The sequence below is a fragment of the Paraburkholderia sejongensis genome (assembly GCF_020880815.1).
Lineage (GTDB): Bacteria > Pseudomonadota > Gammaproteobacteria > Burkholderiales > Burkholderiaceae > Paraburkholderia > Paraburkholderia sejongensis.
Genome location: NZ_JAJITD010000011.1, coordinates 48,458 through 61,399, shown reverse-complemented (window position 1 = coordinate 61,399; position 12,942 = coordinate 48,458). Strand labels below are relative to the sequence as shown.

Sequence of the window (12,942 nt, the reverse complement as noted above, 5' to 3'; positions counted from 1 at the left end):
GGGAAGCGCGCGTCGCATCAGTTCGCGCGACGCGCGGACGTGACCTTACCACCAGCCGACGACAATTTCGCGAGCCGGCGCGAGCGCAACGCGCCCGGCGCTTGCGCAGGCGAGCCCGGGCGCGCGGGCTTCCCGACCTGTTTCAGGCGAGCCGCCACGCTCATCCGGCGCGCTCGGCCGGACAGGCGTAATTGTTGCTCACCACAGGGCGGCGGCGTTGGCGCGTTTCGCCGAAAGCCCGTCGCGTTGCGCGTGCCGGGCCGACGGGGGGCATCGCGCGGCCGGTTGCCATTGAAGCTTTTACCTGCGTTGCACATTTTTTCAGCCGGTCGGGCACGCGGCCGGGCGGGGGCGTTTGAAACGGGAATCAGCCGGATGTAACAGCACCCTGGGAGCGTATGCGATGGCTACCGATCTTGACGATATTGAGCTGCGTCGTTCCACTGCTCAGAGCCCGGATTTCGATACGGACTTGCACGGCTCGCGCACGACGAGGCCGGCGCCCCCGCGCTTCGGCCGTCTCGCGGTGGGCATCGCGGCTGCCACGGCGCTGACCTTCGGCGTGATCGGCACGGTCGCCTATAGCGTCTGGTTCAATCACGACCAGCAGACCTACGCGGACGCGATCGCGAGCGCGCGCGCGGCGCTGGGGTCGTCGACCGCGGGGCAGGTGCGCGCGGCGACGCCGCCCGCGGTCGCCGCCGCGCCTTACAACCCGCCCGACAGACTCGCCGACAACACGGCGGGCCCAGCCGCCACCACCGCTTACAGCCTGGCCACCAACCCCGCCCCAGCCGACACACCGAACGGCCTCGACCTCTACCCGCCGTCGCCGCTCGGCCCGCCCGCCGCGAATGCTGCGAACGCCGCCAACGCCGTGACCCCCGCCGTCGCACCGCCGCAGCGACCGGGGAACGCGCGACCGGCGAAGGACGCGCGACTCGCGCAGGAGCGCCGCGCGGCGCCGTCGAACGCGAAGCACTCGACCAATCTGTTTGCGCGGGTGGGCCAGTTCCTGCACCGCGCGAGCTACCGTCAACAGCACAGTGGCCGCCAGGAACAGGACATCTACTCGCATCCGTAAGCGCGCCGGCGGCGCGCCCGGCACTCGCGACGCTGCTCCGCGCGCGCGTTTCCCGGCCCGTGCGCGCCTGCCGGCATGGCTGATCAAGCCCGGCCCGACCGCGATCGCGGTGGTCGCGCTGGTGTGCCTGCAGATCGGCCTGCTGTATCTGGCGACCCAGGTCCGCATGGTGCTTTCCGACCAGTTACGGCAGGAGTACGCGGCGCTCGTGCTCGACGCGGCCGCGCGTGCCGACAGCGCGCGCGAGCAGTGGGCGGTCTGGCAGCGCGTGCCCGTCGCGCTGGCTAAGCACGACGCGGAGTTCGCGAAGGGTTACGGGGAGGCCCGCGCCGCCTACGTGCGACATTTTGCGTCGTTCGCCGCGCTCGTCAACGCGAGTCCGGCGCCGGCGCCGCATGTGCCGCTGGAGCTGGCGGCAACGGCCGCCATGGCAGCAGCGGGCGCAACGGCCGCGACGCCGCGCAGCGACGCCGCCGCCGCCTCGCACCCGCAGGAAAACGCCGCCCGAAGCGGCGCCGCGGGCACGGACCGAAGCCCGGCTGCCGGCGCGGGCGGCCATCCCAACCCGAGCCCAGCCCCCACCGCCGACGCCGCGATCGTGCTGCGCGGCGTGGCCGCCTACTGGCGCGCGCAACGCGATGCGTCGAGCGCCGATCTCCGCTTGCGCGTGACCCACGTCGCGCGCGTGTTGATCGCGCTGGCCGCGCTGCTGTTCCTGATGCTGTTCAGCGCGCTCGGCATGTACGCGAAGCGCAATCGGCAACTGGTCGGCCAGTCGCACGAGTTCGAGCATGCGTCGCTGCACGATGCGCTGACCGGTCTGCCGAACCGCCGCAAGCTGCAGAGCGCGCTCGACGGCGCCGGCGACGCGCCGGGGTCGCCCGCCGACGCGCGGATGGCCGTGCTGTATGTCGATCTCGACGGCTTCAAGCAGGTCAACGATTCGTACGGTCACCGGATGGGCGACGAATTCCTCGCCGCGGTATCGGCGCGTTTTCTCGCGTCGGTGCGCAAGAGCGATCTGGTCGCGCGAATCGGCGGCGACGAATTCGCGGTGCTGGTGCCGGCGTTTTCGAGTCAGGCGGAGCTGGCCGAGATCGCGCGCCGCTTGATCGCCTGCGTGATCGACACCGACGAGGAGATGGGACTGGGACTCGTGCGCGCGAGTATCGGCATCGCCAGTTTTCCCGACGACGTCGACGATCACCGGCGCCTGCTCGCGGTCGCCGATGCGGCGATGTACGAGGTCAAGCGCGGCGGCAAGAACGGCTATGCGTTCGCGACGCACGGCGGCCGGCAGGCGCCGGCGTAAGGGGAGCAGAGCCGCTCAGCCGTCGTTGCGCCACTCCGTCAGCCCCTCGCGCTCATTGACCTCGATAAACGAAGGCAACGCGCGCAGCCGCCGGATATACGCGGTCAGATGCGGCCAGCCGCTGGTCGCCGGCCGCGGCATGTTGCGGGTCCAGCGCAGCAGCACCAGCGCGAGCAGATCGGCGGTGCTGAGCCGCCCGCCGACCAGATAGTCATGCCCGGCGGCGAAATGCGCATCGAGCCGCGCACACGCAGCCTCGATGCGCCGGACCGCGAGCGCGCGCACGCCGGCGGCGCCGGCCGGATCGCCGTCGCTGGCCGCGTAGAACCAGTCGCGCATCGCCGGCAGCATCGTGTTCGCGAGGAACACCATCCATTCGAACCAGGCGCCGCGCTCGGGCGTGCCGGGCGCGGGCGCCAGCGCGCCGTCGGGATGGCGCTCGGCGAGCAGCATCAGCAGCGCGGCCGACTCGTGCCGCGGCATGCCGTCGACGACCAGCGTCGGCACCCGCCCGGACGGATTCAGCCGCAGATACTCGGGGTCGCGCTGGCGGCCCGCGTCGATGTCGGTGAGGCGGGCCTCGAACGGCACGCCCAGTTCGATCAGCATCCAGTGCACCGGCATGCTGGCCGCGCCGGGCGAGTAGTACAGAACGTAAGACACGAAATGCGTTGTCCTCAATGCACCGACACGTGGCTCTTCTGCTCGGCCGCGCGCGGCTGCGTGACCGCGCTGACGACCACGAACACGACTACGTTCACGAACAGCGCGAGGAAGCCGATGTTCACGTCCTTCAGCGGTTCGGGCAGGAACGGCAGCACCTGGCCGACGCTCCAGTGCAGCGTGGTGGTCAGCGCGACCACCACGACGCCGGCCAGGATCCCGCAGAACGCGCCTTGTTTCGTCGCGCGGTTGTGCGGGAACAGGCTGCAGATCACTGCCGGGAACAGCTGCGTCACGAAGTTGTAGCCCATCAGCAGCAGCGCGACGATCGTCTCGCCGCCGTTCAGCGTGAAGCCGACCGCGACCAGCGCGACCACCGGCACCAGCATCCGCGCGAGCGTCGCAACGCTCGCATCCGACGCGTTGCGATTGAGCATGCCGCGATAGACGTCGTTGGCGAGCAGCGTCGACGCCGAGGTCAGGATCATCGAGCCCGGAACCAGCGCGGTCAGAATCCCGGCCGCGCCGATCACGCCGACGAACCACGGGTCGAAGGTTTGCAGCGACAGGCGGAACAGCGCGAGGTCGATGTCCGCGCCTTTCAGTCCCGGCACTCGCAGCGTCGCCGCGAAGCCGACGAAGAACACGAACAGCAGGATCAGCTGATAGAGCGGCAGCACCGCGGCGTTGCGACGGAAGATGCGCTCGTCCTTCGCGGTGAAGATCGAGCCGAACGTATGCGGCCACATGAAGAAGCCGAGCGCGGTCAGCAGGACGGTGGACTGGAACCAGATCACGCTGGAGCCGCGCGCCGGGAAGGTCAGGAAGCCGGGGCGGGCGGCGTCGATCGAGCGGAACATGTCGCCGACGCTGCCGTAGTAATGCAGCGGCAGGTAGATGCCGAGGAATAGCACAATCGCGAGAATCAGCAGATCCTTGACCACCGAGTTCCACGCGGAGCCGCGCACGCCCGACACGATCACGTACGAGGTCACGACGAGCGCGCCGATCCAGATCGCCGCCGTCGACGAGATCGCGCCATACGACGCGGTCGCGACGATGATGCCGAGGCCCTTCAGTTGCAGCACCAGATACGGAATCAGCGCGGCCACGCCGACCAGCGCGACCAGCGTGCCGAGCGCCGGGCTGTCGTACTTGCGCGAGAAGAAGTGCGGTTGCGACACGAGGCGGTGCGATTTCGCGTAACGCCAGATCGGCGGCAGCATCCAGTACGACAGGATGTACGCGAGCGTGCCGTACGCGAGGATGTAGTAGACCGGCGCGCCCTTGCCGTACGCGAAGCCGCTGCCGCCGAGGAACGTGAAGGTCGTATAGATTTCGCCGGCCATCAGCAGGAACACGAACGCGGTGCCGAAGCTGCGGCCGCCGACGCTCCACTGTTCGAGACTCATGTCGTGGCCGCGCCTGGCGCGCACGCCGAGGAACAGCGCGAACAGCGTGACCGCCGCGATGATGATCAGTGCGCTCATGGGCGGACCTCCGTGGCGTCGACGGCGACCTGACGATTGGCCGGATCGAGCTTGTAGACGACGGCCATGATGATCGAGCTGAGGATCACCCACATCACGATCCACGCGAGCACGAACGGCATGCCGAGCACCAGCGGCTCGACGCGGTTGACAAACGCAATGCCGACCAGCATGCCGAGGAACGGCAGTGCGGCGAGTACACGAAGCAACATGAGGGCAGCTCCTCGACTGGTAATCGTTTCGTAGGGATTCGTGTCGTGAAAGTCCGGCTTCGCGAAAGACTGTATGCCCGATACTCGCGCGCCGTAAAGTCGATCAAAATAAATGTCGGCTTAACGAAAGTTGCGCGTGCATCTTTCCGCGCGGATTGCTGCGCCGCAAAGCGGGCCGGCGCGCGCGACGCTCGCCCGGGGCACTGCGCGCAACGCGGTTTTTGCTGTGGGTGGCCGGCGCGGCGCGATATCATCTGCCAGCACTGCAGCATTTTCCGGCCCCGCGCGCGGAGCGCCGGCTCCAGCAACGCTCACTCGCGCACACATGGACATCTAAATGGTCGAAAGCCTGATCTCGGACATTCTGTTTGGCTTTACCGGCTTGATCAGCATCATCAATCCGATCGGCGGCGCGTTCGTGTTTCTCGACCGCACCGCGGCGCTGACCAGCGAGGAGCGCACCGCGCTCGCGCGCAAGATCGCAATCAACGCCACCTGCGTGCTGCTGGTGGCGTTCTTCATCGGCACTCCGGTGCTGCATTTCTTCGGTATTTCGATGGAAGCGCTGCGGATCGGCGGCGGGCTTGCGCTGGCGGTCGGCGGCTGGCAGATGCTCAACGCGCCGGACACGCCGGCGGCCGATCAGGCGGGGGTCAAGCGCGTCGACGCGGAGAACGCGATGTCGAAAGCCTTCTTTCCGCTGACCATCCCGTTGACCACCGGGCCAGGCTCGATCGCGACCGCGATCGCGCTGACCGCGAACCGCACCCACAAGCTGTCGGCGTTCGTCGCGTCCAGCATCGCGTCGGTCGCGATCACGTTGCTGGTGGCGGCCACCGTGTATCTGGTCTATAGCCGCGCAACGGTGTTCCCGCGCTACCTGGGCGTGGAAGGGACCAAGGTCGCGCTGCGGGTGTCGGCGTTCCTGCTGCTGTGCATCGGTGTGCAGATCATATTGACCGGCGTGTCGGAATTCCTGATTCCGATCGCGACGATGCCACCGGCCGCGCACTAGGCCCCACTCATTGCGAATAAATTCGACGAATAAATGCGAATGTCGTGGCCAAACCATGCATTTCGGTTTGGCGCTGACCGGATTGACGGCTATCTTATCGTGGGCAGCGTTCAGTCTTCCCTGCAGCGCGCCAAACGGACCACAACAATTCGATGAAACGACCGCTCATCATTCACTCCATGCTCCTGACGGGCGCGCTGGCCGCGGCGTGCCCCGCCCACGCGCAAACCAGCGTGACGCTGTACGGGCGCCTCGACGGCGGCCTCGAATACATGAATCACATCAACGACGGCGCGGGCGGCAGTGCGAGCCGCTGGCGCGCGCAGGGCGGCGACTGGGGCACCAGCATGCTCGGCCTGAAGGGCAGCGAGGATCTCGGCGGCGGTCTCGCCGCGATCTTCAACCTCGAAACCGGCTTGCAGGTGATGGACGGCACCACCAGCGGCGGCCGGCTATGGTCGCGGCGCGCGTTCGCCGGCTTGAAGAGCCAGCAGTGGGGCACGTTGCAGGCCGGCCGCAATCTGTTCATCGACAGCGACGGCGTGTGGGAATTCGATCCGTTCGTGCAGCAGGCGTTCTCGTCGGCGTCGCTGGTGCGCGGGCGCAACTGGCAGCAGACCAGCAACAACATCGAGTACAAGAGCCCGGTGTTCTGGGGCTTCGACGTGCAGGGGCAATACGCGTTCGGCAATCAGCCGGGCTCGTTCAACAGCGGCGCGCCGGGCGAATTCGGCCGCTCGAACGGCATCATGCTGACCTATCATTCGCCGCTGTTCGACATGCGCGGGATCTACGACGAGTTACGCGACAACAGCGGGCGCTTCAGCAATATCTTCCAGGCGTCGCGTGAATATTTCGTCGGCGCGAACGTGCATCTGCGCGAGGTGAAGATCCAGGGCGCCTATACGCATTACTCGGCGCCGGACTCGCCGGCCGGGGTCGCCGATAAAGCCGATCACTACTGGCTGGGCGCAACCTACAGCCCGCAATCGCGCTGGGCGGTGACCGCCGGCGGCTACTACATCCACGTCGGCGCAGGCAGCGGCGACGCTGCGCACGACCCGTCCGGTCACGCGATGATGTATCTGCTAGGCACGACCTACAACATCAGCAAGCGCACCTTCCTGTATGGCACCGTCGGCTATGTGAGCAACGGCAGCAATTCGAACTTCTCGCTGCAGGCGTCGCCGCGCGATTCGAGCAGCAATACGAATCCGCTCGTCGGCGATTCGCAGACCGGCGCGTATGTCGGGATGATGCATCAGTTTTGACGGCGGTTCCGCGCGCGGCGGCGAGGCAGTCGCCGCCGCCGCGGCTGCCCTGTCGCCTGTCGCCTGTCGCCTGCATCGGCGGCGGGCTCGCGGGCGGATCGCCGGCGGGCGGCTGCGGGTTCTCGAGCGGATCGTCCGGCTGCGGGTCGGGGTCGATGTTCGGCGGTGGTGTCTTCGGGTCGATGTTCGGATCGACTTCGGGCGGCACCGGCACGTGCAGCCGCAGCGATCCTGGTCGGCTCGCTAACGCGATCCATTCGAACGGTTGGGGTGCGGCGCACTTCGATAGCGGCAAGTCCATCTTGATCTCCAGAAAGTCTGTGTTGCCCTGCGCAACCCGCATGCCGTGCCGGCGTGCGCGTGCGTCGCGTGGAACGTCTATTGCTCGCCGCTAGTGCTCGATGAAGCAGCGCGCGCCGCAACCTCGGTGCGCGCCGCGCTTCGCGACGTACATCGCACATCGCACGGCAAAAGGCACCCGCAAGGAATACCCATGGCGCGACACAAGGCCGACGTGGCTGACGACGACTTCGAGATTTTCGCCAGCTATCACGGAACAGGCGACGGCCGTTATATCGGTGGATTGAAAGTAATCAGGAAAGCTGATCGAAGAATTCTGTTTCCGTTCGACGGCGCGCCGGAAATCGGCCCGTTCGCGACCGCCGACGAAGCACGGCGCGCGGCGATCGAGTACGGCCGCGAAATCGTCGCGGCCGACCGCGCGGCGCCGGAGAGCTGAACGACGCGTGCCCAGCGCTCAAGGCATGCCGCCCAGCGACGGCGAAATCGTGCTGCCGCGCGCCGGATCGTCCGGCTGTTCGTCGGGCACGGTCGGCCGCGCGGACAGCGGCGGATGCGCGCGATAGCACGTATCCACCTGACCGTCGACGAGGCAGCTCTGGAACGCATCCGCATCGCTCTTTTGCGCGAACGTGTACAGCGTGCGCTCGACCTGCACCTCGGTGTCGGACACGCGAATCGTCGTGATGCTCATGGCGTTCTCCTTTCAGACGCGGCAGTGGGTGTTTCGCTTTTACAAAGAAATTAAGTGGTATTGCTGACCTCCATGGCGCAACGGCCATGCCCGTCGACGCGGCTTTGGGAGCTCCGCGGAGCATCCGGAAGGCGCGATTGTTGCTGCAACGAACAGATGCCAGTGCTAACGACGGGACGCGCGCCCAGGCGCGACACCCGTGGAACCACGAGGAGAACGAGATGCAGGATCGCCAACCCACAGATGCGCCAACCCAACCCGCAGACCGCGAACCCGCCCGCGCGCAGCGCGACTGGCCGGAACCGTCCGACGAAGTGAAAGCCCGCAACCGGCCGAGCGGCACGCACTACGTCGAGCCGAGTCCGCTCGGGATCGAGCCGGTCGTGCAGACCGGCGTGGACCGCGCGACCAATCCGCCGCGCTCGAGCGAGCCGCCCCGTCAAAGCGCCGAAGTGCCGCTCGGCACCGGCCCGCACGCGGAGCCGCCGGGCGGCGGCGGGCGCGAGTCCCATCGCAAGGAGACGGGCGGGGACTGATGCCTCGCGCACGCGCCACGTGTCGAACCCTCAGCACACCCAGGAGAATCCGCATGCAACCGAACGAGCCACCCGAACCGCTAAATCCCGGCGACGAAGCGCCGCCCGACGCCCCCGGCGTGGGCGAAGACATCTGCAGCGCGTGCCGCGGCACCGGCCAGGTCGAGGGCCAGCAGTGCACCGTCTGCGGCGGCACCGGCAAGGTGCTGCAAGGCATCGGCGGCGGCTAGCGCGGTGCGCGACGCTACGCGAATCACAAGCCTGGCGCGCGGTTGGCGCGGCGCACGCGCGGCCTTGCAGCGGGGCCGGCGCGCGGACGCACAACCCGCGCCAGCGAGTCAGGAGTCAACCATGTTCAACGATTCGAAACACGGCTTCGATGCCGCGCAGACCGAGTACGAAGCATTCATGCTCGAGCCGCACGACTGGGTGCCGAACAACCGCAAACTGCCGGTCGTGATCTACCGCCGCGCGCTGGCGCCCGCCAGCGGCGATCTGGCCGCCGCGTTCGAAATCCTGTTCGAGCGCAACACGTGGCCCGCGCAATGGCGCGACGGCATCTTCGATTTCCATCATTTCCACGCGACCGCGCACGAGGTGCTCGGCGTGACCGCGGCGAGCGCCGAGGTGATCGTCGGCGGTCCGGGCGGGCGCGTGGTGACGCTGCACGCGGGCGACGCGCTGCTGCTGCCGGCCGGTACCGGCCATTGCCTGCAATCGTTCGAGCGGCATTTTCAGGTGGTCGCCGGCTATCCGGCCGGGCAGCAGTGGGATATCCGCCGCGAAGCGCTCACGCCGCAGGAACTCGACGCGATGCTCGCGTTGCCGTTTCCGCCGCTCGATCCGATCGACGGCAAGCACGGGCCGGTGATCGAGTATTGGTTGCCGGCGCTTTGAACGGGCGCGGCTGCGGTCGTCATTGTCGATATCTTTGTCGTTGTCCTTGTCGAGTCGTCCAACCGCTGTGCGCTGGCGTGCACGGTCGCGGGCAAAAGCGCATCATCGATGGGCTTTACCGCGATCTTCCGCATTGCCGAACAAGGAGCGTATTATGCAAAACGATCCCGCCCTCGACCAGTTGTGCATCAATACGATTCGCACGCTGTCGATGGACGCCGTGCAGAAAGCCAATTCCGGCCACCCCGGCACGCCGATGGCGCTCGCGCCAGTCGCCTATCACCTCTGGCAGAACCATCTGCGCTACGACCCCGATGAGCCGCTGTGGCCCAATCGCGACCGCTTCGTGCTGTCGGTCGGCCATGCGTCGATGCTGCTGTATTCGCTGCTGCATCTGGCCGGCGTCAAGGCGGTCGATGCGCACGGCAAGCCGACCGGCGCGCCCGCGGTGTCGCTCGACGATATCGAACACTTCCGCCAGATCGACAGCAAGACCCCGGGCCACCCCGAGTACCGGATGACGACCGGCGTCGAAACCACCACCGGGCCGCTCGGCCAGGGGCTCGGCAACAGTGTCGGGATGGCGATGGCCGCGCGCTGGTACGAGAACCGTTTCAATCGGAACGACGCCCAGCTATTCGACTATCGCGTGTATGCGCTGTGCGGCGACGGCGACATGATGGAAGGAATTTCGCATGAGGCGGCATCGCTCGCCGGCCATCTGAAGCTGTCGAACCTGATCTGGATTTACGACAGCAATCGCGTGACGATCGAAGGCCATACCGATCTTGCGTATAGCGACGATGTCGAGACCCGCTTTCGCGGCTATCACTGGCACACGCTGCACGTCGACGACGCGAACGACGCGGCCGCGCTCGAAGCGGCGCTGGTCGAAGCGAAGAGCGTGCAGGACCGGCCGACGCTGATCGTGGTTCACAGCATCATCGGCTGGGGCGCGCCGCACAAGCAGGACACCGCGTCCGCGCACGGCGAGCCGCTCGGCGTCGATGAAGTCGCGGCCGCGAAGCGCGCATATGGCTGGCCCGACGATAAGTTCTTCTACGTACCGGACGGCGTGCACGAACGTTTCGCGCAGGGGATCGGCGCGCGCGGCAAGGCGGCGCGCGAACAATGGCAGAGCAAATTCGACGCTTATAAAAAGCAGTATCCGCAACTCGTGCAGGAATTCGCGCAGATCGAAGCGCATCAGCTACCGGACGGCTGGGACTGCGACATCCCGAGTTTCGACGCCGACCCGAAAGGGATCGCGACACGCGAATCGTCGGGCAAGGTGCTCAATGCGATTGCCGCGCGGGTGCCGTGGATGATCGGCGGCGCGGCCGACCTGTCGCCGTCGACCAAGACCAACCTGAAATTCGAGGGCGCCGGCAGCTTCGAAGCGGACAACTACGGCAGCCGCAATCTGCACTTCGGCATTCGCGAGCATGCGATGGGCGCGGTCGTCAACGGCCTGGCGCTATCGAATCTGCGCGCGTACGGCTCGACTTTCCTGATCTTCAGCGACTACATGAAGCCGCCGATCCGGCTGTCGGCGATCATGGAAGTGCCGGCCATTTACGTGTTCACGCACGATTCGATCGGCGTCGGCGAAGACGGTCCGACCCACCAGCCGATCGAGCAGCTGGCGTCGCTGCGCGGCGTGCCCGGACTGACGGTGCTGCGTCCCGGCGATGCGAACGAAGCGGCCGAAGCGTGGCGCGTCGCGCTCTCGCAGCCCCATCGGCCGGCCTGCATCGTGGTGTCGCGGCAGCCGCTGCCGACGCTCGACCGCAGCCGCTATGCGGCGGCGAGCGGGGTACAGCGCGGCGCGTACGTGCTCGCCGACGCGCCCGCCGGCCAGAAACCGCAAGTGATCCTGATGGCGACCGGCAGCGAGCTGTCGATCTGCACCGACGTGTACGAGAAGCTGAAAGGCGAGGGGATTGCCGCGCGGGTCGTGTCGATGCCGTCGTGGGATATCTTCGAGCGCCAGGATGCGGCGTACCAGGAGTCGGTGCTGCCGTCCGACATCGATGCGCGCGTTGCCGTCGAACAGGCCGCGTCGCTCGGCTGGGATCGCTATACCGGCCGGCTCGGCGCGCAGGTCGTCATGCATACGTTCGGCGCGTCGGCGCCGCTCGCCGATCTGAAGAAGAAATTCGGCTTCACGCCGGATGCCGTCTATGCGGCCGCGAAGCAGCAGATCGCGCGGGTGCAAGGCGGCGCGGCGCGGTGAGCGAGCGCCGGGCGCCCGCGCGAGCGCGTCAATTCGCCGGGATCGTCACCACCGGCGCCTTGTTGCTGGTGTCGGCCTCGGCGAGCGCCATCAGATTCTGCACGACGGTGAACGCGTATTTCGAATCGAAGTCGTTGCGCTCGACCCAGTACACCGACGGTCCATAAGCGATCGACACATATGCATCGGCCGGCGCGCGCTGACCGGAATGGATGATGATCGTGGGCCGGGTTTCGCCGCCGATCAGCCCGACGGTCGGCTTGGTCGAACCGTCGGCGATCCGTTCGGGCGGCACCTGCACCTGCGCGCCGAGATCGCTGAGGATACCGAGCACCGAACGCGTGACCATCGTGATGCGCTCGCCGTTGCGGTAACCGGACGACGGCCCGTAGACGATCTCGTAGCTGTGCGTCTTCGGCGACAGATGGAGCAGCTTGCGCACGCGCGCGACATCCGCGGCGGTACGCGCCGACTCGCCGCTGCTGGTCGCGCCGATCGTCAGGAACACGCCGAGTTGCGCGGTCGCGGCGGCATCGTTGCCGCTCTTGCCGGCCGCCTTGTTGGCGGGGCGCGCATCGACCTGACGCGTTTCGATATTCAGTTCTCCTGCCAGCTGCAAACGGCGCAGCGCCTGGATCAATTCGAAGAAGCCCGGCGCGCCCGCGCTGTTCTCGCCGCCGAGCGCGTTGCCGTTCTGCAGCCCGCCGATCGACTGCGCGGTGATCCGCAGCAGCAGATCGATCGGCACGCCGCCCTCGGCGAGCGGCAATACCAGCGACGGTGCGAGCGGCCGGATATAGGCGGACGCGAATGCTTCACCGGTAGTCGGCGTGAACGTGAAAGTCGGCCGGTTCGAATACGACACGCCGGCGGTCGCCTGCGCGTAGTTCGGCATGCTGCCCGAGCCCGCGTTCAGCGTCGCGCCGCCGCTGGTGTCGAACGTGTACGCGGCGATGATGTTGCTGACCGTCAGAAACGCCGGCGCGTCGCCGTAGCGCAAGCCGATCACGGCGGCGAGAATCTCGCGCTTCTTGGCGTCGCCGAGCGCGCGGGCGTAGTCGACCTGGTCGGCTTTGAGCCGCGACGGACCGATATGCACGCAGGCGGAAGTGAGGCAAGCGGCGCATACGGCGGCCGCGACGAAGGCGCTTCTGGGCATGGAGTGGACGCGAGCGGCGGCTAATCCGCTGAGGAAATGGAGTCTGCGGTCGCGGTAGCAGATGCCGTTCCCG

The 12,942-nt window shown here is 67.4% G+C and carries 14 protein-coding genes; 9 read left to right on the top strand and 5 right to left on the bottom strand.

The window, feature by feature from the left end; translation table 11 throughout:
* Nucleotides 1–403: 403 nt before the first annotated feature.
* Nucleotides 404–1,084: a hypothetical protein gene (locus LJ656_RS21745; RefSeq protein WP_230511432.1), complete on the top strand. Its 681-nt coding sequence runs from the start codon at nucleotides 404–406 to the stop codon at nucleotides 1,082–1,084.
* Nucleotides 1,047–2,396, top strand: a complete 1,350-nt coding sequence (locus LJ656_RS21740) for a GGDEF domain-containing protein (protein ID WP_329958888.1) — start codon at nucleotides 1,047–1,049, stop codon at nucleotides 2,394–2,396. Before LJ656_RS21745 ends, LJ656_RS21740 begins: the two co-directional genes overlap by 38 nt.
* A gap of 15 nt (nucleotides 2,397–2,411) precedes the next feature.
* Here the strand turns inward: LJ656_RS21740 and LJ656_RS21735 are convergent, their stop codons facing one another.
* From LJ656_RS21735 to LJ656_RS21725, 3 genes are read right to left on the bottom strand one after another with little or no spacing between them, the layout of a single operon-like run.
* Nucleotides 2,412–3,059 (bottom strand): glutathione S-transferase family protein, encoded by a 648-nt coding sequence (locus tag LJ656_RS21735; RefSeq protein WP_230511430.1) that lies wholly within the window; start codon nucleotides 3,057–3,059, stop codon nucleotides 2,412–2,414.
* A 14-nt stretch (nucleotides 3,060–3,073) separates the two neighbouring features.
* Entirely contained in the window at nucleotides 3,074–4,549 is a 1,476-nt protein-coding gene (locus tag LJ656_RS21730) for a sodium:solute symporter family protein (protein WP_230511429.1), read from the bottom strand.
* Nucleotides 4,546–4,761, bottom strand: coding sequence for a DUF3311 domain-containing protein (locus LJ656_RS21725; protein ID WP_230511428.1), 216 nt, complete (start codon nucleotides 4,759–4,761; stop codon nucleotides 4,546–4,548). Before LJ656_RS21725 ends, LJ656_RS21730 begins: the two co-directional genes overlap by 4 nt.
* A 337-nt stretch (nucleotides 4,762–5,098) precedes the next feature.
* On the opposite strand from LJ656_RS21725, the gene LJ656_RS21720 reads away from it, so the two are divergent.
* From LJ656_RS21720 to LJ656_RS21705, 3 genes are all read left to right on the top strand, one after another.
* A complete protein-coding gene (locus LJ656_RS21720) occupies nucleotides 5,099–5,776 on the top strand; it encodes a MarC family protein (RefSeq protein ID WP_230511427.1) in 678 nt (225 codons plus the stop codon).
* Between the two features lie 179 nt (nucleotides 5,777–5,955).
* Nucleotides 5,956–7,047 (top strand): porin, encoded by a 1,092-nt coding sequence (locus LJ656_RS21715; protein ID WP_486651028.1) that lies wholly within the window; start codon nucleotides 5,956–5,958, stop codon nucleotides 7,045–7,047.
* A gap of 493 nt (nucleotides 7,048–7,540) precedes the next feature.
* Nucleotides 7,541–7,786: a DUF6723 family protein gene (locus tag LJ656_RS21705; protein ID WP_230511425.1), complete on the top strand. Its 246-nt coding sequence runs from the start codon at nucleotides 7,541–7,543 to the stop codon at nucleotides 7,784–7,786.
* An 18-nt stretch (nucleotides 7,787–7,804) separates the two neighbouring features.
* Here LJ656_RS21705 and LJ656_RS21700 read toward each other — a convergent pair whose 3' ends face one another.
* Entirely contained in the window at nucleotides 7,805–8,041 is a 237-nt protein-coding gene (locus LJ656_RS21700) for a hypothetical protein (protein ID WP_230511424.1), read from the bottom strand.
* 221 nt (nucleotides 8,042–8,262) lie between these two features.
* Between LJ656_RS21700 and LJ656_RS21695 the strand changes: the two genes are divergently transcribed.
* The 4 genes from LJ656_RS21695 (at nucleotide 8,263) to tkt (ending at nucleotide 11,710) form a co-directional block, all read left to right on the top strand.
* Complete coding sequence (locus LJ656_RS21695) at nucleotides 8,263–8,577, top strand: hypothetical protein (protein ID WP_230511423.1); 315 nt, start codon at nucleotides 8,263–8,265, stop codon at nucleotides 8,575–8,577.
* Nucleotides 8,578–8,630: 53 nt separating this feature from the next.
* Nucleotides 8,631–8,807 carry a hypothetical protein gene (locus tag LJ656_RS21690; protein ID WP_230511422.1) on the top strand — a complete coding sequence of 59 codons (177 nt, stop codon included), beginning with the start codon at nucleotides 8,631–8,633 and terminating at the stop codon, nucleotides 8,805–8,807.
* 121 nt (nucleotides 8,808–8,928) lie between these two features.
* Nucleotides 8,929–9,474, top strand: a complete 546-nt coding sequence (locus LJ656_RS21685) for a cupin (RefSeq protein WP_230511421.1) — start codon at nucleotides 8,929–8,931, stop codon at nucleotides 9,472–9,474.
* Between the two features lie 154 nt (nucleotides 9,475–9,628).
* A complete protein-coding gene (gene tkt / locus LJ656_RS21680) occupies nucleotides 9,629–11,710 on the top strand; it encodes a transketolase (RefSeq protein ID WP_230511420.1) in 2,082 nt (693 codons plus the stop codon).
* 28 nt (nucleotides 11,711–11,738) lie between these two features.
* Here tkt and LJ656_RS21675 read toward each other — a convergent pair whose 3' ends face one another.
* Nucleotides 11,739–12,869 (bottom strand): hypothetical protein, encoded by a 1,131-nt coding sequence (locus tag LJ656_RS21675; RefSeq protein ID WP_230511419.1) that lies wholly within the window; start codon nucleotides 12,867–12,869, stop codon nucleotides 11,739–11,741.
* Between the last annotated feature and the right edge of the window lie 73 nt (nucleotides 12,870–12,942).